The sequence below is a fragment of the Cuniculiplasma thermophilum genome (assembly GCF_052315355.1).
Lineage (GTDB): Archaea > Thermoplasmatota > Thermoplasmata > Thermoplasmatales > Thermoplasmataceae > Cuniculiplasma.
On the sequence record NZ_JBLSDF010000001.1, the window covers coordinates 1 to 24022 of the forward strand.

The 24022-nt window shown below is 36.9% G+C and carries 27 protein-coding genes and 1 tRNA gene; 9 read left to right on the top strand and 19 right to left on the bottom strand.

Annotated features, from left to right (window positions below; all coding sequences use genetic code 11):
• Positions 1-235: 235 nt before the first annotated feature.
• The 5 genes from ACNF42_RS00005 (at position 236) to ACNF42_RS00025 (ending at position 5663) form a co-directional block, all read left to right on the top strand.
• Positions 236-445, top strand: coding sequence for an ACR/YggU family protein (locus ACNF42_RS00005; RefSeq protein ID WP_443337530.1), 210 nt, complete (start codon positions 236-238; stop codon positions 443-445).
• A 75-nt stretch (positions 446-520) separates the two neighbouring features.
• Entirely contained in the window at positions 521-1528 is a 1008-nt protein-coding gene (locus ACNF42_RS00010) for a TrmB family transcriptional regulator (protein WP_443337531.1), read from the top strand.
• A gap of 193 nt (positions 1529-1721) precedes the next feature.
• Positions 1722-3602, top strand: a complete 1881-nt coding sequence (locus tag ACNF42_RS00015) for a TIM-barrel domain-containing protein (protein WP_443337532.1) — start codon at positions 1722-1724, stop codon at positions 3600-3602.
• 62 nt (positions 3603-3664) lie between these two features.
• Positions 3665-4306 carry an early set domain-containing protein gene (locus ACNF42_RS00020; RefSeq protein WP_443337534.1) on the top strand — a complete coding sequence of 214 codons (642 nt, stop codon included), beginning with the start codon at positions 3665-3667 and terminating at the stop codon, positions 4304-4306.
• 103 nt (positions 4307-4409) lie between these two features.
• Positions 4410-5663, top strand: a complete 1254-nt coding sequence (locus tag ACNF42_RS00025; protein WP_443337535.1) for an MFS transporter — start codon at positions 4410-4412, stop codon at positions 5661-5663.
• 83 nt (positions 5664-5746) lie between these two features.
• Here ACNF42_RS00025 and ACNF42_RS00030 read toward each other — a convergent pair whose 3' ends face one another.
• Positions 5747-6088 (bottom strand): transposase, encoded by a 342-nt coding sequence (locus ACNF42_RS00030; RefSeq protein WP_443337683.1) that lies wholly within the window; start codon positions 6086-6088, stop codon positions 5747-5749.
• Positions 6089-6207: 119 nt separating this feature from the next.
• On the opposite strand from ACNF42_RS00030, the gene ACNF42_RS00035 reads away from it, so the two are divergent.
• Positions 6208-6360: a hypothetical protein gene (locus tag ACNF42_RS00035; protein ID WP_443337536.1), complete on the top strand. Its 153-nt coding sequence runs from the start codon at positions 6208-6210 to the stop codon at positions 6358-6360.
• Between the two features lie 625 nt (positions 6361-6985).
• On the opposite strand, the gene ACNF42_RS00040 is transcribed toward ACNF42_RS00035, so the two are convergent.
• Positions 6986-7058 (bottom strand) — tRNA-Asp (locus ACNF42_RS00040).
• Between the two features lie 549 nt (positions 7059-7607).
• Between ACNF42_RS00040 and ACNF42_RS00045 the strand changes: the two genes are divergently transcribed.
• Together ACNF42_RS00045 and ACNF42_RS00050 are read left to right on the top strand one after the other, a co-directional pair.
• Positions 7608-9422 carry a DUF2079 domain-containing protein gene (locus ACNF42_RS00045; protein ID WP_443337537.1) on the top strand — a complete coding sequence of 605 codons (1815 nt, stop codon included), beginning with the start codon at positions 7608-7610 and terminating at the stop codon, positions 9420-9422.
• Positions 9423-9525: 103 nt separating this feature from the next.
• A complete protein-coding gene (locus ACNF42_RS00050; protein WP_443337539.1) occupies positions 9526-10047 on the top strand; it encodes a TIGR00725 family protein in 522 nt (173 codons plus the stop codon).
• Here the strand turns inward: ACNF42_RS00050 and ACNF42_RS00055 are convergent.
• From ACNF42_RS00055 to ACNF42_RS00065, 3 genes are read right to left on the bottom strand one after another with little or no spacing between them, the layout of a single operon-like run.
• Complete coding sequence (locus ACNF42_RS00055) at positions 10028-11458, bottom strand: tRNA sulfurtransferase (RefSeq protein WP_443337540.1); 1431 nt, start codon at positions 11456-11458, stop codon at positions 10028-10030. The genes ACNF42_RS00050 and ACNF42_RS00055 overlap by 20 nt on opposite strands.
• A gap of 2 nt (positions 11459-11460) precedes the next feature.
• Positions 11461-12096 carry a chlorite dismutase family protein gene (locus tag ACNF42_RS00060; protein ID WP_443337541.1) on the bottom strand — a complete coding sequence of 212 codons (636 nt, stop codon included), beginning with the start codon at positions 12094-12096 and terminating at the stop codon, positions 11461-11463.
• A gap of 55 nt (positions 12097-12151) precedes the next feature.
• Positions 12152-12670 carry an archaellin/type IV pilin N-terminal domain-containing protein gene (locus tag ACNF42_RS00065; RefSeq protein WP_443337542.1) on the bottom strand — a complete coding sequence of 173 codons (519 nt, stop codon included), beginning with the start codon at positions 12668-12670 and terminating at the stop codon, positions 12152-12154.
• A gap of 145 nt (positions 12671-12815) precedes the next feature.
• On the opposite strand from ACNF42_RS00065, the gene ACNF42_RS00070 reads away from it, so the two are divergent.
• Positions 12816-13313, top strand: a complete 498-nt coding sequence (locus tag ACNF42_RS00070; RefSeq protein ID WP_443337543.1) for a hypothetical protein — start codon at positions 12816-12818, stop codon at positions 13311-13313.
• On the opposite strand, the gene ACNF42_RS00075 is transcribed toward ACNF42_RS00070, so the two are convergent.
• From ACNF42_RS00075 to ACNF42_RS00140, 14 genes are all read right to left on the bottom strand, one after another.
• On the bottom strand, positions 13291-14127 hold the full coding sequence (locus ACNF42_RS00075; protein ID WP_443337544.1) for an aldose 1-epimerase: 837 nt from the start codon (positions 14125-14127) through the stop codon (positions 13291-13293). The two genes, ACNF42_RS00070 and ACNF42_RS00075, sit on opposite strands and share 23 nt — an antisense overlap.
• A complete protein-coding gene (locus tag ACNF42_RS00080) occupies positions 14124-14321 on the bottom strand; it encodes a hypothetical protein (protein ID WP_443337546.1) in 198 nt (65 codons plus the stop codon). Before ACNF42_RS00080 ends, ACNF42_RS00075 begins: the two co-directional genes overlap by 4 nt.
• Positions 14311-14622 (bottom strand): NfeD family protein, encoded by a 312-nt coding sequence (locus tag ACNF42_RS00085; protein WP_443337548.1) that lies wholly within the window; start codon positions 14620-14622, stop codon positions 14311-14313. Before ACNF42_RS00085 ends, ACNF42_RS00080 begins: the two co-directional genes overlap by 11 nt.
• A 177-nt stretch (positions 14623-14799) precedes the next feature.
• Positions 14800-15201, bottom strand: a complete 402-nt coding sequence (locus ACNF42_RS00090) for a DUF6114 domain-containing protein (RefSeq protein ID WP_443337549.1) — start codon at positions 15199-15201, stop codon at positions 14800-14802.
• Positions 15202-15205: 4 nt separating this feature from the next.
• The gene (locus tag ACNF42_RS00095) at positions 15206-15757 is read right to left on the bottom strand and encodes an NTP transferase domain-containing protein (protein ID WP_443337550.1); all 552 of its coding nucleotides are present in this window, start codon (positions 15755-15757) and stop codon (positions 15206-15208) included.
• Positions 15744-16208 (bottom strand): YbhB/YbcL family Raf kinase inhibitor-like protein, encoded by a 465-nt coding sequence (locus ACNF42_RS00100; protein ID WP_443337551.1) that lies wholly within the window; start codon positions 16206-16208, stop codon positions 15744-15746. The genes ACNF42_RS00095 and ACNF42_RS00100 overlap by 14 nt, the downstream gene beginning before the upstream one ends.
• A 31-nt stretch (positions 16209-16239) precedes the next feature.
• Positions 16240-17448, bottom strand: a complete 1209-nt coding sequence (locus ACNF42_RS00105; RefSeq protein ID WP_443337552.1) for an MFS transporter — start codon at positions 17446-17448, stop codon at positions 16240-16242.
• 27 nt (positions 17449-17475) lie between these two features.
• Positions 17476-18255, bottom strand: coding sequence for a diphthine synthase (dph5, locus tag ACNF42_RS00110; RefSeq protein WP_443337553.1), 780 nt, complete (start codon positions 18253-18255; stop codon positions 17476-17478).
• Complete coding sequence (eno, locus tag ACNF42_RS00115) at positions 18252-19466, bottom strand: phosphopyruvate hydratase (protein ID WP_443337554.1); 1215 nt, start codon at positions 19464-19466, stop codon at positions 18252-18254. Before eno ends, dph5 begins: the two co-directional genes overlap by 4 nt.
• A gap of 23 nt (positions 19467-19489) precedes the next feature.
• Positions 19490-20014, bottom strand: coding sequence for a gamma carbonic anhydrase family protein (locus ACNF42_RS00120; protein ID WP_443337555.1), 525 nt, complete (start codon positions 20012-20014; stop codon positions 19490-19492).
• Positions 20001-20915: a PfkB family carbohydrate kinase gene (locus ACNF42_RS00125; RefSeq protein WP_443337685.1), complete on the bottom strand. Its 915-nt coding sequence runs from the start codon at positions 20913-20915 to the stop codon at positions 20001-20003. Before ACNF42_RS00125 ends, ACNF42_RS00120 begins: the two co-directional genes overlap by 14 nt.
• The gene (locus tag ACNF42_RS00130; protein WP_443337556.1) at positions 20908-21243 is read right to left on the bottom strand and encodes a hypothetical protein; all 336 of its coding nucleotides are present in this window, start codon (positions 21241-21243) and stop codon (positions 20908-20910) included. Before ACNF42_RS00130 ends, ACNF42_RS00125 begins: the two co-directional genes overlap by 8 nt.
• 70 nt (positions 21244-21313) lie before the next feature.
• Positions 21314-23269 (bottom strand): ATP-dependent protease LonB, encoded by a 1956-nt coding sequence (lonB, locus tag ACNF42_RS00135; RefSeq protein ID WP_443337557.1) that lies wholly within the window; start codon positions 23267-23269, stop codon positions 21314-21316.
• A 60-nt stretch (positions 23270-23329) separates the two neighbouring features.
• Positions 23330-23962 (bottom strand): zinc ribbon domain-containing protein, encoded by a 633-nt coding sequence (locus tag ACNF42_RS00140; protein ID WP_443337558.1) that lies wholly within the window; start codon positions 23960-23962, stop codon positions 23330-23332.
• Positions 23963-24022 lie beyond the last annotated feature (60 nt).

Sequence of the window (24022 nt, forward strand, 5' to 3'; positions counted from 1 at the left end):
ATCATTTATCTGAGGGCAGCAGAGATAAATGACAAATGGTCTATGAGATCATTGAGAGGATATTATAAATGCATTGATGAGATTAAGGAAATGTTCCAAAGGAGGTATCCTTTATAAATACACAACATTTGGGACGCTATGCAGAATTTTAAGAAACTGAAACCTCCTTTCCTTCTCTGAGTCAGAATATACCTTGGATATATCAGTTTTATACCTTCTTTCAATTACAATCATAGTGATTGTAAAAGTAATTGTTAAGAGAGGAGAGGCCAGGATCGTTGAAATGGAAGACTATTTGGTCGTACAGACTAATGTTCTTCCACAGAATAACATGGCCAACAGAGACATAATTAAACAGGTTTCAGAATATTACCACGTCAAAAGAGATCAGGTTAAAATTATCAGTGGACTGAAGTCAAAAAGAAAAACTCTGAAAATACTTTAGTTTGATATTTCTGAATTTTTTAACAAAATGAGAGTTCCCCGGAAAACTTATTATTCAATTATGGTTTATATAGATATGAGTGAAGACCCCTTCGAGAATCTGAAGAAGTTTGGACTAACCACATACGAAATAAAGGTATACAAAGCAATTGCGTTGAAAGGGCCACTAACTTCCACTGAGGCTGTGCAGTATTCAGGAATACCACAACCAAGAGTTTATGATGTGATATCTAGGTTGCTTGCAAGAAATCTCATTGAATTTAGCCCAGGAAAGAAAAGAGTCTATAAGGCAAGAAGCGTGGAGGATAGTTTTAGGAATGAAATTGATCTTATGGAAAGAAGTATTACTGAGATTTCTAAACAGATAGAACTTGCCAGGAAGAGGTCTGGAACTACTGATCCCTATCTGTGGATAATACAATCGGAAAGAAAGATACGAAACGAGATGAGGAAAAATATTGATGAGGCAAACGAGGAAATAATGATTTCAGCATCCTATGATGAATTGAAATTTCTCTTTGACCCTATGCGAGATGCCATAAAACGGGGAGTTACAGTTGTTGTGGTACTGTTCCCTGATTCAAACGAACACGACCTCTCCTTTTTGGAAAACGCCATAGTAAGAAAGAGAAATGGTCCTGCAACTGAAGCCCTTATAACAGATAGAAAGTCTGTAATGCTGAGAATCGACAGGGGCAAAAAGGAGCTAAATTATGCCATATATGCAGATGAAAATGAAATTGTCCACATGTCCAGTTATTATTTCTATCACACAATATGGAAACCATCCACTATGGTTGGAAGCGGAATTAAATTCAGTGACAGAAGCTTTTCCACTGGCTGGCTGGCATGCTGGTATATACAGGAGGCAATGAGTGATGGCCACAAGATACAGGCCGAAGTTGATGGAAAAATAAGAGGAATTGACACAAAAATAGCAGGATCCGTAATGGATGTTGTAATTGAGGACGGTTTCAGACATAGTTTTCAGATTAGAAATAGAAACAGAAAACTTTGGGTTGGGGGCAGATCCGCCAGAATGGAAGACGTTGCAATGTATTCATGCCGTGTAAAGGTAAAATAACTACTACCATGAGTTGTGAATTCATGTTTATCTCAAAGTCAATATAAATTATACTCATACAATAAATGTTAATTTTACTTATTTGGTAACAATGAAATTGTGAATATAAATATTTAAACACTTTATATTAAGAAAATTTTTCACTTTATTTTTCCATGCAAAAAAGGTATATGCCTGAGTTCAATCTGCATCAATGCAAATAGAAATAATGAATGGAGATTACTATAAAATTATCAATGTGAATAACCCTGAACCCATAATTGAATTCGCCAAAGGAACGGAAAAAATGAGCGAAAATGAATCTGTTCATGAATTTGAACTGGATGAAAAGGACGAGCACATTACAATAACAATGCCCATAAACATTGACTCCCACATACTTGGTTTAGGAGAAAGAGCCTTCAGAATAGACAGGAAAAGACTCAAGTTATCGTCCCTGAACTCTGATCCTGGTGGTTACGAAAGAGGGAAAGATCCCATATATTTTCCAATACCCTTCATAATAAAAAATGATCCTGATTCTTCCATAGGCCTTTTTATAAATTTTACCGGGGAGATTAAGTTCGATACAGGAGTTGAGAATTATGACAGAATTCGAATAGAAGCTTTTTCTCCGAGCCTTCAGATTTTTATGTTTAGAGGATTGGAGGTAAGGGAAATAGTTGATTCTTTCATAAGATTAACCGGAAAGCCATTTATGCCACCAAAATGGGCAATCGGCCATACAATTTCAAGATATTCTTATTATCCCGAAAAGGAGGCACTGAATATTGCCAGAAGATACAAACAGATCACAAAGGTGGATGCCATGTATATGGACATACATTACATGGACGGATACAGAATCTTTAAATGGGACAAGGAGAGATTCAGAGATGGTTCTGAATTTCTCAGAGAAATGCATGAAATGGGCATAAAGGTGGTAACAATTGTGGATCCAAGTATCAAGGCGGACCAGAATTACGATGTTTTCATAAGAGGCATGGGTTCTTATGTATTCAAATCAAACGGTGACATATATTTTGCCAACATGTGGCCAGGTAATTCTGTTTTCCCCGATTTCCTGAATAGTAAGGGTAGAAATTTCTGGAAATCGGAAATTAAACAGTGGGCTAAACAGGGCATAGACGGTATATGGCTGGATATGAATGAGCCAACGATTCTGACCGAGGATCACATGTTTGATCTTGATGCCATCCATTTGCTCGATAATGGCAAGAAGATAAAGCACAGGAATGTCAGAAATGCCTATTCCTATCTTGAGGTAAAGGCTACCTTTGAGGCACTGAGTGAAAGTGTAGAGAAGCCCTTTGTTTTAACGAGGTCTGGATTTGCCGGGATTCAGAAATATGCTGCCGTATGGACGGGAGATACAAAATCATCCTGGGATGATGTATTACTTCAGATATCCATGGTTACCAGTCTTTCCATAAGCGGAGTTACAGTTGTAGGTTGTGATCTTGGTGGATTTTTTGGGGACAGCTCCCCAGAATTAATTGCAGCCTATTATCGAATGGCACTGTTCTTTCCACTGTACAGGAATCATAAGACAATAGACGGAAACGATCAGCAAATATTTCTTCTTCCAGGCCAGGCAAAGGGTTCCATTTTAAAAAGTATTGATCTTAGATACAAGTTCATTGACCAGATTTACAGCGCCCTCTATTTTTCCTCCAAAAATTACAAACCGGCAGTTTATCCTCTTGCTTACTTGTATCATAACCCTGAGTCTTTCTACTGCGATGACGAATATATTTTAGGTGAAGGCATCCTTTATGCTCCACAGATATTTGAAAAAACCAAGACAAGGCAGGTCTATATTCCGGAAGGTATCTGGTACAATTTTTGGACCCAGGAAAGAATGGAAGGAAATGTTTCCATAGAGACAAGTGAGGAATATCCTATTTTTATTAAGAAAGGAACATCGGTTATATTTGATGGTAATTTGTATCTTTATGGTGATGGGATATTCAACATATATCTGAATGACAAAGAATATGAATTTGAGGTTGAAAATGGGAAACTGAAGAAGGGAGAAAAGGTGGAACCTTTTAAGGTCAATCTTTTAATCTGAATTCATCCTATTTAAATAATCCTGAAAAATGATTTATACGATTTACGGGATTACTATGTATAATGCCCATAATTGAGAATACTGACGGTTTCCATTATAAAGTAATATTTTCGATCCCATCTGAAGACTATGATCAGTCCTGTTATATTTCAGGGAATTTTAACTGCAATGGAGACGGATCAATATCCCTTGAAAGGAATGACGGAAAATGGACTGGTGAGATTTACCTTCAACCCGGTGAATATTCCTATTATGTGGAGATTGATCAGTATTTTAAGTGTGACGAGAATAGAAAGAAGAGAAAAACCCCTTTGAAATTAACTCTGCCCCAGAAATCCTTATTCCACGACCAGAATTCCAGTCTTTTCTATTCAAAACTCGGTGGAAGGTATATGGTAAAGGTGGTATCCCCTGTTACCACAAAGGAATTAAAACTGGTAACATCAGAAGGGAAAAAAATAGAGCCTTTCAGGGAACATTCATACGGTTTTATGAAACTCTTCATTTTTGTCCTTTCGGAACCTGTAGGATACACGTTCGAATCTGATGGACAGAAGTACCCGAAGAGATTTGATACCAGAAATTCTATCTTTACTCATAGATACCAAAAAGATATTCAAACAGTTATTCATAAACTTTACGCTAATATACTATTATCAGTAGTGATCACGGACAGTTTTTTCTTAAAAAAGGTAAAAGAGTAATTAAATGGCAACAATATCATGTCAAAATTTTTATATCATATTGACTCGGGAGGTTACAATTTGCTTCCAGCACTCCTTGAGGATCAAATTTGGAGATTTGAATATGGGTGTACAGATTGGTACATTAAAAAGTTACATTCTTTCGTTCTTTATTTCAAGTGATGATGTCACGAAATCTACTGAGAAACTATCCATATCTGATGGATCGTTTTGGGCTATTTATAGTAGCATGACTACACCTTTTCTTGTACCACTCTCAATTCCTTTTTTCGGTAAGAATGCACCTATTGGTTACATCACTGGAATTCCAGTATTTTTAGTGCCTCTTGCCCAATTTTATGCGGTAAGATTCACTAAAAGATCAGAAAATCTAAAAAAACTGACAGTGTTTATTACTTTCCTTGACAGATTGCTATGGATTCCTGTAATTTTATTAATATTCATCCCAGATGAGACTGAAAGGCTTCTACTTATGGTTTTGCTACTTTCCCTTAGAACTTTTTTTGCTTCCGCTTCCAGCACAACATGGACATTATGGGTTCCCACAATAATTCCTACTTCTGTTAGGAACAAATATTTCTCTCAGAGAAACTTTATTATGAAAATATTTTCGCTTGTAGGGTATTTTATTGCACTTTTCATATTTGCAGGTATCAGAAATTACACTGTTGCAATGCTAACAGTTTTTTTAGTTGGGGTACTTCTCTTCTCTACAATCTCACTGGCAATAATGACCCAGATGCCTTCATTTGCCTTACCAGTTGAGGAGAGAAGAGAACATAGGAAAACGGATATTAAATTCAAGTCATTTATAATTTTTATTATCATATTTTATCTGGGAAGTTCACTGTTAATGCCATATTTCCAGCTTTACATACTTTCCTCTTCCTATTTGAATCTAAGTACGTATACTTACACCATAATTTTTATAATAATCTCTATTTCCGCAATAACGTCTCAACTCTACTGGGGAAGGATAGCAGACAAATACGGACTTCGAAGGACTATAATAATCAACTTATTCCTAACACTCCTTTTAATCTTACTGATAATTGACTCAAAAAATCTTTTAGAAATCATATCTCCTTCAATAGTGATTGGAGTCACACAATCCGGCTTAGGTCTAACTCTCTTTAATGAAATGATAGGTAGATCAACCAGTTCAAGAATAACATCAGTATCTATGTACAATCTCTCCCAGTCACTTGCCTCAGCGTCAGGTCCAATATTGGGAAATATAATTTTCGATTTTGCACCTAATCATATTGTGTTCATATTTTTAGTTTCATTGGTTTTAGTGACACTCTCCACAATATTATTTCTGACAGAACACCTTTACATCAAGGATAGATCTTAAGGCTAAGTGAAGAAATGACAAGGATCAAGGAAAGCATCACCATTGAATTAATATTAATGTCCTGAACTAAATTTATCCATTCCCTATGCCATTGCAAATATGTCACATTCCTTTTCAACAGTATCTATTATCAGGTGCCTTGATCTCCATATGTTATTCCTTTTGATCCTTATTTCCGTTATTCTCCATATTATCGACTTGATATCTTCGTTATGGATCAGTTCTTCAAGTATTTCAGCCATCTTCCTTGTTGGTATTCCCTTTGAATGCATGGATACAGCAGGATCGTCAATACCAACATTGCGCTGGTATTTCTTAAACAGAGCTGTCTGGAATTTGTTATTTCGATCCCTTGGAATTCTCGGATCATTTATCTTTCCGTATACTGTCCCAGGATCCCTTTTGCAATACCATTCCTTGTTGATGGAGTCATTCCATTAGCTGCTACACAAAATACGGGATACTACAAATAGTTCTAAAGAGTTATAATTATTGCTTATGACCTAAGTTTAGAAAAGAATAAATACCACCAACGATTCTTATATTGGGTAGTATTAATATGGTTCTTGGAGATAAACTGCCAGAATTTGACACCTGCACTTGGAGTGAATTGGAAACATTTAACGCCATTATTAACATTGGCCCTAGTCCAACTCCAGCAGATCGGGAAGACGGTGAAGACGAAGACGAGGAATAAATTAAAAATATGCAAGTTTCTGATTGTCGTAATAAACAAAAAAATATGAAAATTAAAACTTCATTTTTATATGAATCTTTTCCAAAAAATTTTGAATGTCAATATGAGAGTTTATGATGTAACATAAATTTCAACTTTTAGTTTTTTAGCAAAAATATATTTGTGTTTTGGCCTGATCGGATTTAGTTATTACATTAACTGATTGAAACGTAAAGGGATTTTAATCTAGAATTACAGTGAAAATAATTAAAATATATACTTTCTAACGTTAAGGAAGAAGTTGAATTTTTAAAGATATTTTTATTCTTTACAAAAGCCGTTGGAAAGAAGATGCACCCTAAATAGGTTTTATAGACTATATGAACAATGGGAATAATTTATTCATAACTTAAGAGACAATTTGCAACCAATTCGATTCACTAAGTTCCAAAACGTCTTTATATATTTTCAAAACGATAATGATAAATTCATTCAACATTTATGATCTTTTAATTGAATTAAGGGTAGTAGCCCTCATTTAAATGTATGAAATTACCCCCATACCAAACTAAAATGATCCTAACCAAATCAATAAATTTCCTGGACTGGTATGATTTTTGATTTTGAAGATTCCATTTTATCTTGACGCCCTGGCCGGGATTTGAACCCGAGTCACAGGCTCGACAGGCCTGTATGATAGGCCACTACACTACCAGGGCAGTACTGGGATAATGATCAAATGGTTATAAAATTTATTCCTAATGCATCAAATCCCTTATCTTATAAAAAATACCTTTTCAATCAATTTTTTAAAAAATTTAAAGCATCTTGTTCATTAATTCAACGTTATTTTTGAATATAATGCATCCAACATTGATTTTTAATTGTGAGGTTTCATAACCGAATCAATTCTAGATTCACACCCTTAATCAAAGGTGCTGACTGGAATGACAAATTTTGGTAAAACCATAAGAACTAAAATTCTCATCACTTTGAATATACCCGTTTTCTAATGTTCACAATATTGAAAATAATTCTGTTATGTATCCATAATGGGTTGAATGTGAATAATTGATCTATTGTAAATTTATAATGTTAGAAATCTTAATGTATTTTCTGTTTATGAGACTAATTAAATGCGCTTCCTAAAAGATACCATCCGATTTCAAAATATTAAGGATATAATTTCAAAAAAATCATCCATTCAAGGGTCAATAATCCTTCTCGCTGTCCTCATATACATAATTGCCTGGAGCTACATCGATATTATGAGAATGTACAGTATGATTGATGGTGTCTTTGATGCGGGAATAATTTCCTTGACGCTTAATTCCATTTTATTTAACCATTCATGGGCTTATTTAGAATATATGTTTGGTTTTTCATTGCTTAGAATTCTTTTTAGCCCTTTGATTCTAATTTATGGCATTCCGGGGATGCTAATAATTCAGGAATTTTTTCTTGGCACTCCTGCCTTAATATTGTACAAGATTGGCATCCTGAAAACTGGAGATAGAACCTCTTCACTTCTCTTTGCAATTTCCTATCTTATCTATTTTCCATTGGCAGGAGTAAATTATTTTGATTATCATTTTCAGGCTTTTTTCATGTTCTTCTTTTTGCTAGGTTATTATATGTATTTAAAGGAAAGATATTTGCTTTCATCTGTATTCTTCTTTCTATCAGGTTCCGTCAGATTTCCATATTTTTTCTTTCCCTATTTGTTTATAGTTTTTATAATGATTGAAGAGATTTTAAGGCGAAGAAACCGTCAAAAGGACCATAATTTAAAAATGAAGTATATTTTGGCCAACTTTCTAATTTTTTCATTGATGTTAATCATTTCTGCCTTGGTAATTTTCCGTTCTCCATATTATCTTTACCAGGAGAGATATTTTTCCGGTTACTTTCATATTTCATCAACAAATTTTGTATCAACTTTATTTACAAATGTTGACAACAAAGTAATAAATGTGGTTCTAATATTTTCACCTCTCCTATTCATTCCTTTCAGGTCACCAAAGTGGCTTTTGTTCTTAATTCCATTTGCATCCCTTTCTATGTTTAATCTCGCGGTTATCTATACCTATCCATATTTTTACCATACACAATACACTGTAACAGTGGTTCCATTCATCTATATAGCATTGATAGAAGGTGCAAGAATTCATGATCACTATTCGGAACAGGAAGAAAAAATAATTAACGATAAAACAAGACACAGAATGAAACATTTAATAATAGAAATGAAAAAGAGAAAAGAACCCATTACTGTCTTGGCTGTGGTATTTCTTTTTGCTATTGTTTTTCAGCCATATTCTCCTATTAATGCATATTCATCAGATCCGTTTAACATGAATATTTTTCACCCGAATTTGCAGCAGTATAACGATTATGTAAATGTCGTAAATCTAATACCTAGAAACGATCCATATGTGATATATCAATATCAATTACCCTATGTTGATGTACACGACTATGATTTATCATGCTTGGAAGCATTTGACACAGTTTACGGCTATGGTCCAAATGATACCTACATACTTCAAAATTTGTCAACAACGAATCGTGTAGATTATGCCATTGGTTATTATGATGGTTTTTCAAGTAGCTCTGGTGTTACTATGTGTGAAGCAATGAATTACCTCGTTTCAAAGGGCGATTACGGAATTGAGGCATATGAATCAGGAATTGTTCTTTTAACAAGAAATTACAATGCAGCCCCAAGATATTACATTCCCTTAAATCTGCAAGGAAATGGAACATTATTTAATAACTCAGGCAATAGAGAACTTATTATCCCATATTCAATGATTATCCCTGGTATTTATAATATTACTTTTTCATTTCCATACAGCATCAATATGAGTGCACTGGGTACTCTGGGTATGGGAATCAGAGGATTAGAAACTTCTTATGATAATTTAAATTTCACTTCGGTGTACAATAATCACAATCTTACACTAACATTTACGCTGAAGTACTTCTATGGTCAGGGAAATATTGATGTATTCTTTTCAAATTTTAAGGAGAATTTTAAAGTAGGATATGATCTGAATGGTGAAAAAAGATATAAAAATTGATTATTAGGTTGATTCCACAAGGATTCAAATCAAAATCCAGACGGAATTCTTTGTAAGCCAAAGAATTCAAGAACTTAAAAATACTTAGATATAATCGGTTAAAATGGTTTCCAGACTTTACATTGGCGTTATTGGTGGAGCAAATCCGGAAGAGAAGTATCTCAAGATGGCCTTTGAGGTTGGCCAGTTACTTGCAAAATCAAAATGTATTATTGTTTGTGGAGGTTTGAATGGAGTTATGAGAGAGGTAGCAAGAGGAGCACGAGAAGAGGGTGGAATTGTAATTGGAATACTCCCTGGATTTACAAGAAAAATGCAAAATGAATTTTTAACTTATTCAATACCTTCTGGGATTGGTTATGCAAGGAATTTTCTCATTACCAGAGCATCAGATGCCTTGATAGCAATTGATGGCTCAAACGGAACAATCTCTGAGGAGTCCTTTGGTATAAGTGAAGGTAAGGACATAATTAGTTTGGGGAGTATGCCCTTAAGGAAAACTAGGAATAAGGAAGGAAATTTCTATCCTGTGGAAACGCCAAAGGAAGCTGTTGAAAAGGCAATACTCTCAGCTGAAGAACATGTAAATAATGCCCGTGAATATTTCACAGAATTTGATTCTTGACATTTTCAATATTGGCGTAAAATGCGTTATATCCCATTTCCCTAAGTCGTGATGCAATATGGGCACTTTGGAGTCCCTTTTGGCAATATAACACAATTTTTCTTTCACCTTCCATATCCTTTACTTTGTCGATCACTTTATCCATGGTAAGATTGATTGCATTAGGAAAGTGCCACTGTTTATATGACAACCTGTCCCTCAGATCGATTACAATATCATCATCACCGATCACACTTGTTTCATAATCCCTATCAATCAGTTTCATAAATGAACTGATTTCTGAACCTCTTATTATATGAATCTCCTTGTTCGATGGAAAATAATCTATTAACTTATCCATATCACTTTGCAATTCCTCTTGTGTAATGTGAGTAATAGGAACATCGCCAAACAAAGAACAAAACTCTCCAAATCTATCGTTACCGAATGTGCCGATTTTTCTTGATAACTGAATTATTTCGTCCTTATCAAAACCCAGTAGGGGACGATGTACAGGAAGTTCCATGCCTCTGCTAAGTTCCCTTAAGTTTTCAGGAGTCTGGGATGAGACCTGCCCCGAGGATTCTCCTGTGATAATCCCATAGGAACCATTTTCCATTCCTATCCTTTCAGCTATTTTATACATAATCTTCTTGAAGCTCACATTTGCAAATTTCATTTTTCCCCTAGACAGATACTGATCCACCAATCTTCCAACATCCACGATATAGATTTTGGGATCATATCCAAAATACCAATTTTCATACAGTGATTTTGCGTTATTAAGAAATTGAACTGCATCAAGAGGATATGCCATGGACAGAAAAACCATATCAACAGGAGATCCTCTTTTGAGAAGCATCCATGCCGCTACTGGCGAATCAATGCCCCCTGAGATCAGTGCTGTCATTCTTGCCTCGCTTCCGATTGGAAGGCCTCCTGGACCGCTTACTGTATCCGTAATTAAATATGCTTTGTTTTCTCTTATCTCGATAGATATTTGAACTTCTGGGTTTTTAAGATCAACACCTTTTGATTCACTGTATAAACTATCTGCGACTATTTTACTCACGTCTACAGATGTGAAATTCTGCTTCCCTGTTCTTCTCGTCGTTACGGCAAAAGTCCTTCCTTTTACCTTTTCTACATAAATATTCTGAACTACCTTGACAATATCTTCTATATCTTTGAAATCGATGGGCATAACCTCTGAAAGCGATTTGACTCCCATAACACGGGATATACATCTAGATGACGTTTCAGAGTCTTCACTGTATACGAATATTCTTCCTCTCTCTGTTCTTATTTTGACCTCCTTATTCATCATTTTATGAGAAATTTTAATATTTCTCACTAATCGCTTCTCCATATCGTTTCTTGCCTTTGGGCCTTTTAAACCTATTTCAGAATATCTAACAAGAAAAATACTCATTTTCATTCAATCCTTATACCGGTGAGTATGGGTGTCTCCTTAATAATCCATTTTCTTGCCTCAACTTCACGGAGCTTTTCAGTTACCTTCATCCAAGAATACAGGCTATCGGTTTCGTAAATCACAACAAATTCTTGGTCTCCAATTCCGAATGAATAGGTTGTGTATGAGAGGATATCCTTATTGTTTGGATCTGTCATTGCTGTCCTTATATGTTCGTCCATTATTCTTTTCCTTTGATCATATGGAAGTAAATACCAATCATTTGATTTTGACATCGGGTAGGCAATTATGTACTTCTTTCTGCTCTCATTTATCTGTTTTTCAATGTTTAGAGAGTTTTTTAGATAGGGAGATCTCTGATATATTGAAAGAAACGAATGGACAATCTCGCCCTTTCCTCTAATTGAACTCTTCAATTCCTTCAATAGTGATAATATATTTGATGGGTCGTCAGCTGATGCCCATCCAATAATGTCACAATCTCCTCTCAAAGATTCGTATAGGTTAAGATGCTTTAAATTAGACCTCCAAATTAACTCACCCCGATTATTGCCTAAATTGCCTTTAACCACTTCATGATCAAATTCCTTGATAGAAAAAATATACATATATAACTCTGTAATTCGCTTATCCATAAACGAATAGTACAATCAAAAATTAAAAAGTTAGTATTTTAAAAAAAAATAAGAATTATACTGTTTGTGCCCCAGAGCTGTAAAACTGTGTCCCCTTATAGACAAGGCTCAGCGAATAACTCGAAATAACTGATCCGACAAACGTTGGGTGGTGGACGCTTTCATATCCCACCGCGAAGGTGTATGTAGTTCCACCAGTGAATGAGGTAGACGTGTGTGAAATTTCAGTAATGTTAATGTCACCTTTTACAGATGATGCAACAATAGCTGAACTTTGATTAAGATTTCCTGTGAAAGTGAATGTTCCATTTGCATCGGTCACTGTCAAGGTAAATTGAATCTGTGACCCTGAAAGAGCTTGTGAAGAACTACTTACGGATACAATTATTGCACTTCCATTAGAGCTAGTAGAAGTAGTAACACCGGCCGATTCTACTGTGTTACCTGCTCCGTGTGTGAAACCACCCAATATGGTTACAAGAGTTGCAGCCAGAACCACCGTTATTGCTATCAGAAGAATGGTAGCAATTATAGGTGAGACTGCCTTATCTTCCTTATTTATTACCTGTTTCATATTTTTTCCCTTGGATAGATTAGGTAATACTTATATTTAAAATTTATTTCTCACATATTAACTATCACAATTCAAAATGTATTTATTTTTAATCGATTTGTTATTAGGTGTAAATTTATTAATATCATATGCATTGGCTAATTAATTGACAGGCATAATCAGCGAGCAAACTTTGATTGAGTTCCTTCGAACGTTTAAGATACAGTTCTATGTCTTCCTATTAATATTTCTTATTCTTATTGTCGTTAGGGTTTTGAGAGCAAAAGTTGGCAAAACTTACTCTAAGAAAATAATTTTGTATCCACTTGTGTATATGCTTATGACCCTGTATTCATCCATAACCCTGACGCTTATACAATTTGAGATTTCAATGTCCATATATGTTTTTGGCTTTATATCTGGATTCATCATTGGTGACCTGTCTGAATTTAAAGACAGAAAAGGGAGAGAAATTTATCAATCCTCAGGATCTGTTGCACTGGCCTGGTCGATCCTTTTCCTTGTAAAATGGTATTATTACCTTTATGATCCGTCTATGCCGTCCTTTTTTGATCCAGTTATCACAGTTGTATTCACATTCCTTGCAGGTATCCTACTTGGAGAAAGTATTGGAATAATATTCAAGCACTTTCGCTCGAAGTGATCTCTTCAACACTGAATGAAAAGCCAAAGGGCCATATCTCATTGGTATTCAAAATCTTCAGATCATCTCCAGTCTGAAAAGAGTTAACAGGTGATGACATTGGCTCAATGGCTACAGATGTATTTTCGGCAAACTCACCATCGTATATCATAAAGTATTTTGCGTTTGTGGATTCAATATTATAGGAATATTTTTCTCCATATAGATTCATCGGTCCAATGTATTTGAAAAGATCATCAAAATATCCTGTCTTTTTCTTTTTTATGTTTTTGAAAAATTCTATGTAATTTCCCGATGGAAAATATTCGTCCTTTTTAATTGATTTCAGGGCCCTTCTTTCAAGAGAAAGATTCCATTCCTTTCCCACCATAAAGTATGGATGAAATCCAGGGGAGATTGGTGCAGAATTCTCTCCTTGATTATGAAAATGGGCAACTTCACAGAATCTTGATCCTGAAACGCAAATATGAACTGTACATTTTACTTTGAAAGGATATCCCTCTTCTCTGAAAAGGCTGGTCTCAAGTGTTACCGAATCTTCATTCTCTTCTACTATATTCCAGTCCATTTCCTTGGCATATCCATGGATGGAATTCCCATCATTACCCCTTTCAAAAATATATTTCTTCCCATTGAATACGTAAGTCCCTCCATTAATTCTGTTTGCATATGGAAATAACGGGGCTATTCCTCCATGAGTTTTGTGATGGTCCTTTGTTCTTTTTATAATATCATTTTCATTGAATTTTATCGCCTCTACAAATCCACCATTTTGATTGACTTCACATGAAAGGTCTTCGGAAACAATTTTCATTCTTCTTCCCAGTCCTGAATGAATCTTATTACTTTAACTGATGGCTCTGTTCTCTTTACTATTTCATGAAACTCCTTTCCTGATTCAAGGGATTCATTACAGATCCTTATGGTCTCTTCAAGGGTAAGCAACTTTCGGGAACCATCCCGCATTATGAGGAGTGCCCTTCCTAGATCTGAACAATCAATTCCCACTGCCGTTCTCCTCCAGAATGAGATAAAGGCCACTTACATCCTTGATTTTCAGAACGCTACCAACCTGGGGTCTGTTTGTTCCATTGTATTTTGCATTCCAGTTGACTCCATCAACACGCACTACTAAGACAGTACCATTGTCTCTGACCACGGTGGCATCCTTTCCAACGAGGCTTTTGGCCCCTGTAACAGATTTTCTTCCCCTCGGATACCAGAGAACGAATCTGTAAAACCACGCACCAAGAAAGAAGAAAACTATGGCAATTAAAACGAAAAGAAGATATGCAGTCGTGTTGTTCATGACATGAGAATTGTTGTTTGTTATTAAATCCTATCAGGTATATTTTCCGTATTTTACACTAGGATTGAAACAGATTAATACTGAAAATATCATGTGAAAAATCAAAAGTTTCCGATAAAAAAGTTACATTTCAAATCACTATTTCAACAGTTTATACCTATACACCCTTTTTTACCTCTAATTGTCTGTGAATCTACTCTTATTGGGATGGTACATTAAACTCATTATACCACCAAAAATTGCAAGAAAGAAACCTATGGCCAAACCCCCTTCTGTATCCAGTAGAGATAGAAGGGATCCAAATATAACAATTACCCCTGCAATTTTACTCAGACTTTCCCTGAACCACATTGATAATCCGCCAAGAATTTCCATAAGAGCGGGTATTATGCCACCTATCATAAGAAGTGCAATATCGTCCTCGGATACATTTCCACTTGATATGATAAGATCCAGTATTATTAAGGCAACAGCCATTGTTATTATTCCACCAATTATGGTTATGACAGCTGCATCACGATTCCTGTTGAATATAGAAAAATATGAAAAGAACTTTCTTAATTTTTCCCTGTCTACCATTATATCACTTGCTTATCTTGTTCAACCTGTTTATAAGGGCAAAAAAATCTATGGTTGTGTTTATGTTTCTAACCTGCTTTCCCTTGACATCCAGAGTATAGAACATGTCTTCGCCTATTTCCTCCGGATCAGAATAGAAGTAACTCAACCCGCAGAAGAGACCGTCGGCTAACATTGTTATTATCCCATTGCCCTTGGAAAAGGCGAAGCCAAGGAAATCCATAACAACGTCATGGGTCTGTATGAAGAGATCTGCGGCAATAGTTAATACAGGATATTTTCCTATCTTCTTCAGAGAATAGCTAAGATCTTCCGAATAGCCATTGCCTTCAGTCTCTATAATCTTGTATTTTTTCTCAAAGACCTTTTTTGTAATAATTGTTTTTGGAGAAACCGCTATGTATATGTCATCAGAATACCTTGAAAGCAACTGCAGGTTCCTCTCTATAAGAGTCTGCCCCTGAACAAGCAGAATGCCCTTATCCGGGAAATCCATCCTTGAACCTGTTCCACCTGCCATTACCAGTATTCGGAACAGTGGTTCACTTTCTTCCATAGGGGAATATCCATGTTACCTTTTTAACCATTCTCATTTCACACAGCTTTCTCAATTGCCCCCTTTCCTTTCTATCATCATCAGTGAGTGGGGAAACAAGAGCATAAAGAGTGAATACATAATTATGAACCTGGGAACCAGGAGGACAGGGTCCGTCATAACCAATCTTCCCAAAGTCATTTTTTAACTGTATCCATCCCTCCGGAGTCTTTTCGGATTTCTCCACATTTTCATGGAGAGAGCCTGCGGATGGTGAGATTCCGGTTATTACCCAGTGAACGAAATTTCCCCTTGGTGCATCGGGATCGTCGAGAAACAGGACAAGTTCCTTGGATGAGGATGGTGCATCCTTCCATTTTATTTCCGGAGACACATTTTCCCCTTTGCATGTATATTTGTCCGGAATTCTTTCCCCGTACTTAATTGAATCAACCTGTAGTTCGAAGGTCATGGATGTGAATTATATCAAGGCTTAATATTCTTTAGGATTCTGATGGAACAGTTAACTTATGTGCACTTTTTAGAAATGAAGGACTCATTGAAAAGAACCAGATGGAAGATATGAATGTGAGTACAGATATTATGAGCCAGAATATGGATGCCTCCCTATAGAAGTACTGGAGGAGTCCAAGACCAACAATGGTTCCTGCAATCCTTCCAAAGCTTGTGATGAAGGAATATTTTCCCACATAATCACCCCTCTGGGATTCAGGGGCAACTTCCATAAGAATTGTCTGGGTTGTGGGTGATGAGAAATCCTCTCCTATGGTTATGAGACCCATTATAAAGAGAAATGCAAATTCACCAGTAAATATTACCAGAAGGAGAAATGAAGTTCCGTATATCAAGGTTCCAAAGGCCCTCCACACCATGACGTTGCTCTTCTTATTCATGAGCCGAAATATTGGCACCTGAAGCAGCACAACAAGAAGGCCATTTAAACTGTATATTATTCCTACGGTAATTATCTGAATATTTCTCACATCAAAAATATACAGTGTAAAAGCTGGTCCTGTTTGTCTTATTACAAAGCCAAAGAGAATTCCCGCCAGAGTGAATACAACGAGAAAAGGATTCTTTGAAAACCTTGCACTGTCGTCTTTTTTCTTACTCTTTTTTACCTTCACACCAGTGAATGTTTCCCCAACGGCGATATAAAGAAGTATTCCCTCAATGGCACTTGTTATTCCGGCAATAAGGAATATCCACTGGAACCCGTAGACGGCAAGAAAGGCACCTATCATCGGACCTATAGCAGCTCCGAGGTTGGCAAATACCCTTACGTATGTGTATCCAGCCAATCTGTCACTTGCAGCGGTGAGATCTGCGACAGAGGCCTGAATTGCGGGAAACTGGAGGGAGGCCAGAAACATTGTGGATAACCAGAATGTTATCATATAGACAATGCTGTTTGAATACCCAACAGCCCAAAATAGGGCAACATATGCGATCGCAGTGAAGAATGGTATGACTTCAAGAAAGAACTTTCTACCGAATCTGTCAGACCAGGGACCTGAAAAATATTGAATGACAGCCATTACCGCAGTGGCTGCGGCTGTTATTATTCCCGTTTCAAGAAGGCTAAGTCCGTATGAATTTACGAAGATAATGGGAAGGAATATGAAAGTTGACATCCTCCCAACGACCCTTATAAAACGTGCAACACTTAGATAAAATACCTTCCTGTCCATTTAATAGGGATGATTTCTCAATAAGTATTAAACTGTTCCAAATATTTTATCTACAGTATCTTTGCCGAAAATGCCAATCATATTCTCTCTTTCATTGGCATCAGGCCTTGACGGTATGACTATTGTATATGGACTCATGAGGTCATTTTCCAGAATTTTATCCAGAAAATCAAGATCGATCCTTTCATCTTTCCATCCCAGTCTTTCAAGGGATATGGCCGGTCTTCCCCTTATGAACTGTACGCCGGTCCTTTCTTCCATTTTTTCTAAAGTTTTCAGAACCATGGAAGGTTCCATGTTTTTGCCACTTTCCAGATCCATAAGAAGTGTGGTATGGAGACCGTAATCAATATTTGACATTATTTTCTTTATGGGACTAACAGGGATATAATTATGGTATATCCTTGGTATTGAGACTACTATTCCTATTCTGTATGGCGAAAGACCGGTTCTTCCTGCAATTGCACCGGTAATGGATGAGTTTTCGTAAATCCTGTAATTTATACCTTTTTTCCTGCATTCATTGATGATAGCATAATGTGTCGTGGAAGTAAATGGATCTCCAGAAACTACGAAGGATATATTTTCAAACTTATTATTCAGAAAGGAAAAACTTTCAACTTCTTCCCTGCTAAGACTGATGGATTTCTTTCCTGTCAAACTTTCAAGATCATTCCGGAAATTATCTTCAAAAATGGATGTGTATGAATCAATATAGATAACATCGCTCTCCCTTAGGATCTCCATTTCCTCAAGGGTTATGCTTCTTATGCCTCTTAAGCCTGACCCTATAAGATTGAGGTTCATTGAAGATCTTCCTGAATTCTCACCAGTTCATTCAGTTTGGCGAGTCTCTCCCCACCTATGGTTCCGCTTTTAATATATTCTGATCCAAATGCAATTGAGAGATGAGCGATGAAATCATCAGTTGTTTCGCCGCTCCTGTGAGATATAACATTTTTCATGGATGCCTCTGTTGCAGCCTTGACAGAATCCCATGTATCACTTAAGGTTCCTATTTGATTTACCTTTATGAGAACCCCATTTGTGGCCTTTTTAGATATGCCTTCCCTTATTCTCTTCACATTTGTAGTATACAGATCATCACCTACTATCAGGCAGTCTTTTCCAATAGCCTTGGTAATTTCACCGTGGCCTTCAAAATCTCTTTCATCCATCGGATCTTCAATATATTTGAATCCGAAGTCCTTGTGAGCCTTGATCATGTAGTCAATCTGCTGATCCCTTGTCAGCTTTTGATCCTTATAAATATACTTACCATCCTGGAAGTATGTTGATGCAGCTGCATCCATACCAAGATATATTTTGATTTTTCTTTCCTTTGAAATTTCATCAGCGGCCTGCTTTAAAATCTCCATTGCCTTAACGTCATCCAGTGAAAGTACCCAGGCTCTTTCATCTCCCACGCCTATGCTCACATCCTTGAATATTCCCTTGGCAATCTCCCCTATCCTCTTATGAACTCTTGCATTTATCTCAATTGCTTCCAGAAAACTTTCTGAATCGTTTGTAACTAGGAACTCCTGGATTGTTGTACCATTTATTGCATGTTTGCCTCCGCCTATCACGTTACCAATGGGCTTTGGTAGTACTCCCCGGAAATTTCCACCGGCGTACCTGTAAAGAGGTATGCCAAGATGATTTGCCACTGCCTTCGCAACTGCTATAGAGAGTGCTGTGGATACATTACCTCCTATTTCTGAAAAATTTTCAGTGCCATCCAGTGATTTTAAAAGATTGTCAAAACCTGACTGATTCAAGGCATTAAAGCCCATTATGGCACTTCTTACCTTCTTCTGAAATATGGATATACTCTCTTCAACTTTTCCATTATGAAATGGGATAACCTCGGTCTCACCAGTACTTGCTCCTGCTGGTGCTGAAGAAATTCCTATTGCTCCTGATGATAATCTAATCTCTGCTTCTACTGTCTTGTTTCCTCTTGAATCAAGAATGGCCCTCAGCTTTGCTCCTGAAATCTCAAAATCTTTTTCCATAATACATAAGATAATGAATTATTTTATACTTTTTCATCAAGATTCTTTTTGTATCTTTCACAGAATGACGTATAGTTGTGCTTGTAATCTGCCCACAATCTTTTGTACTCTTCATCCACCGATCTTATGGGCTTTGCAGGTACACCACCCACAACCGTTTCTGCATCTATGATCTGTCTTGTTTTGACCAGGGCATGTTCTGCCACAACTGCCCATTCCTTTACTTCTGCAAAATCAGTCACCGTAGAATGCATACCAATGACTGCATTATCACCAATGGTTGCAGTATGAATCACACAGGAATGTCCCAGAGTCACATTTTTTCCAATTTTCGTTTCCTTTCCTGGTCTTGCGTGAATAACCACATTATCTTCAACTGCCGTTCCATCATCTATAATGACAGTGCCGTAATCACCTCGAATGACAGCACCGGGACCGACCCAGACCTTACCCTTTATCCTGACATCCCCTATTATGGATGCAGTAGGAAAAACATAGGCCTCATCGGAAATCTGCGGAACTCTACCTTCGAAACTATAAATTCCCATTGAACCTGATCACTTTTTCACTTAATTTTTTTCCCTCACTTAATATAGTTTCCTTTGGTATGTCAAACTTTCTGAGACCATCCTTCACTATATTGTAGGAGACAACATTTCCACACGCAACTGATTCTTCAAGATCCATTCCATTGTATAAACCAAGATAAAATCCTGCCCTGAATGTATCGCCTGCCCCCAGGGTATTTCCATTAACAACAGTCCCGTAAGAAGGAATCTGAAAAGATTTTTCTGAATATACCTGACATCCCTCAGAACCGACTGTCATAACAACTGTTTTTTTCTTCGCCCTCAGATCACTCATACTTTGATTGGTCTTATCAAGCATGAAGTCTATCTCCTTTTTATTTCCCATGATAATATCTGCTCTATCTAGAAAGTCGTCAATCTGTTTGCTGTTGTATTTATAAAAAATTTCCTGCGATGGATCAAATACAAGTTTATCATATCTGCATTCGTTCATTAACTGATAATTGAGCTCAGGATTTCCTGTTCCGAGGTGCATATATTCATAAAACTCGTCAAGAATCTTGTAGGGAAGCCTCTTCATTGGACCCTCTGCCATGAAATATCTCTGGTCATTGCCATCATTAACTGCGTAACATACGGGACCATAATCTTCTCTGGTTACAACTATCCCCTCTGTATCAACTGATAAATCCTTCAAAAATTTTATATAGCCCTTATGGCTGTTTTCTGATACTATTGAATATAGCCTAAATGGTAATCCCAATTTTGCTGCAATTCTTGTAAAATTTCCAGCTGTGCCTCCGAATTCCTCTTCTACATTATTTACGGGAAGTGTAATGTCGTCTGTGATCCTATTAACGTATATCAAAACGTCAATGTTTAGATGACCACCATATGCTAAAAACTTATGTTCAGTCAGATTTAATCAGCTCCAATTCTACGAGAGTCATTTCTCCGTATAATTTCTTTTCATCATTTCTGTCCGTAATATACTCACTCAGAGAAAGACCTTTATTTAGGATATCCCTTATTACATCATCAGAGTCAGTGATTATAATTGAAGATCTGTCATCTGGTAGGAAGCCTGCGGCAGATATTGCCTTTTCAAGTTTTGTTTCCCCAGCAATTAGACACATAAAGTATGAAGCCTGTTCTTTGAATCTGGTTTTTTTATAATTTCTTGATCTTTTGTAAGCCTCTGTGATAAATTCAACCGGCTCATTAAATGACTGCCTTAAAAAAACCACAAAATGATCCTGATTGGAAAAAAAAGAATGCAGATCGGAAATTTTCCCATCTGAATCAATTCTATATATTTTAAGCGACGTTTGGTCCTGCACGACTACCCTTGGGAGTTATGTTTGTTCCCGATTTTAATATTCCTGTTATTCTGTCAAGAAGGTTCTGTCTCTCTGGAGTCTTTTCCAGTGCATTCTCAAGAACCTCTTCGATTGTGTTTACAGGAACTATCTGTATTTTATCCTTGTGATTCTGATCTAGGATTATATCTCCGTAATTTGAGGCGGGCACAATAACCTTCTCAAGACCTGCTTCGATAGCGGCCTCAACCTTAGCTGTAACCCCTCCCACTGGAAGAACATAACCCCTGACGCTCAGGGAACCAGTCATGGCAATATTCTGATTGACGGGTATCTCCTCTATGGCAGATATTACGGCAGTTGCAATAGAAACGCTGGCACTATCACCTTCAACTCCTTCGTAAGTGCCTATAAACTGTATGTGTATATCCATATCTGAAAGATCCTTTCCACTTATCTTCTTGAATACAGCAGTTACATTCTGAACCGCTTCTTTGGCTATTTCCCCTAGTTTTCCGGTTGCAATCACATTTCCATGACCCTTTGTCTGGGATGGAGTTACTTCTGCCACTATTGGCATCACTATACCAGTATATTCTGCCATACCGTTATTTCCACCCATTACTGCAAGGCCGTTCACTGTGCCTATTGAGGTCCCCTGATTGTTGAAGGTTTTGTATAAACGTTTTACCTCCAGAGCACGATCTGCAATCTGCTGTTCCAAGGGCTTGCTGAACTCCTTTGCTCTGGTAACGTGATCAGCTGTAACGATTGATGCCTTTTCAGATATGGCTACATCTCCTGCAGCCCTTATGAGACCTCCAAGTTCCCTCAACCTCAGTGTAAGTTTTCCTCTTCTTCCTGATCTCTTCTGTGCTTCCTTTATGATTTCAATGATAGCTCCTTCGTCGAAGTGAGGTATCTTTTTATCCTTAACGATTTCCTGTGCAATGAATTGAACCAATTTTTTCCTGTTTTCGTCATTATCTTCCATTGAATCTCTCACATATACCTCATATCCGTATCCTCTTATTCTTGATCTCAGAGCTGGATGCATTCCCTGTATTGCATCAAGGTTTCCTGCAGCCACAAGAACAAAATCACAGGGCACGGGTTCAGTTTGAACAAGTGCTCCGGTACTTCTTTCGCTCTGCCCGGATATTGAGAACTTTTTCTCCTGCATTGCAGTAAGAAGTGACTGCTGGCTCTCAGGCCTCAGAAGGTTTATTTCGTCTATAAACAAGACTCCCTTATGTGCCTTGTGAATGTTTCCTGCCTCGACCCTTTCGTGGGAAGGCGTCTCAAGACCTCCTGATTGGAATGGATCATGTCTGACATCCCCAAGAAGTGCACCGGAATGGGCCCCAGTAGAATCGATGAATGGTGGCTTATCATTTGGAGAATGGGAAACCAGAACTTTCGGCACCATGGCCTTTTCAATTCTCATTGCTGGATTCACGGCCGATATAAAGTAAACCATGGCTGCTGCCATTATGGCAACGAAAACTATGTAATAATCGGTTGTTAAGACTGAAATAATCAAACCTACAAGTATTATTGAGAATACAAGAGTCACAAACATTCTTGATTTGTCTCTTCTCTCCTGCTCGGCCCTAATCTGGTATTGTCTTACAATCTCTTTCCCTTTTCCTGCCGGAAATGTCTTTATCTTTGGTCTGTTATTATCCTCGGGATTGTGGAAAACAACAATATCTTCAAGTTCTTCCTTGGGTAAGAAATCGACCATTGATTGGGCCAGCATAGACTTACCAGTACCGGGCTCACCAATCAAAAGGACATGTCTTTTCTGAAGGGCGGCTTTCTTAACTACCTCCCTTGCCTCTTCTTGACCAATAACCTGATCAAAGAGAATCTTTGGGACTTCAATGTCCTTGGTTGATTTTATATTCTGGGCTTTTACCCAGTTTTCAACGGATTCTAAATTTGTGTCCACGATTGTTAATTAATAAACAATTATTAAGATTTTGCCTAAATATTTTTAAAAAATGAATAGTCAGTCGTGAATCTTATATCCACAGTGAGGACAAAATTTACTATTTTCAGGAACTACTTCTCCGCACTCAGGGCATACCTCTATTGTATCAACTTTCCTTGGCATATTGCTCTTTCCGCTATCAGCAGGTACATCTCTTCTTTGGTTCCCATTTCCCAGATTTATCATATTTACATTACTTTTTGCTGCCTTAGCCTTTGCCAGTTCTACTTCTCTTCTAAATCTTTCCTGATCTTCACTTTTCATTTTCTCTTCATGTTCTCTTTTTGATGTTGTTGCCCAGTTTTTGATCGTGTCCACAAGAGATTCAGGGTGCTTTATTTCAAATTCAACAATTTTCATTTCTCCATTGTCCCTGTATTCAACACTTAGTTTTTTCTTTGTCATCAGACTCATTTTGGGCACCGCTGAAGCGACATTCACTATTTCATACATGGGTATTTCAAGAAATATTTTAGAAGCCTCAGCTCTCCTTAATTTTCTTTCACCCTGCTTTTCATAGAGAATCCTCTTATTTGTAACGTGGATTACACCATTTTCAACCTTTGCACCATTTTGAATCATCACACTTTTTTCCTGTAAAATCTCATTTTCGTCAGGATCAAGAACTATCATAACATAGGAAATAGCCATTTCGCATATATATCTATTACCATCATCAAAGATTCAAACATAACATTATAATAAATCAAA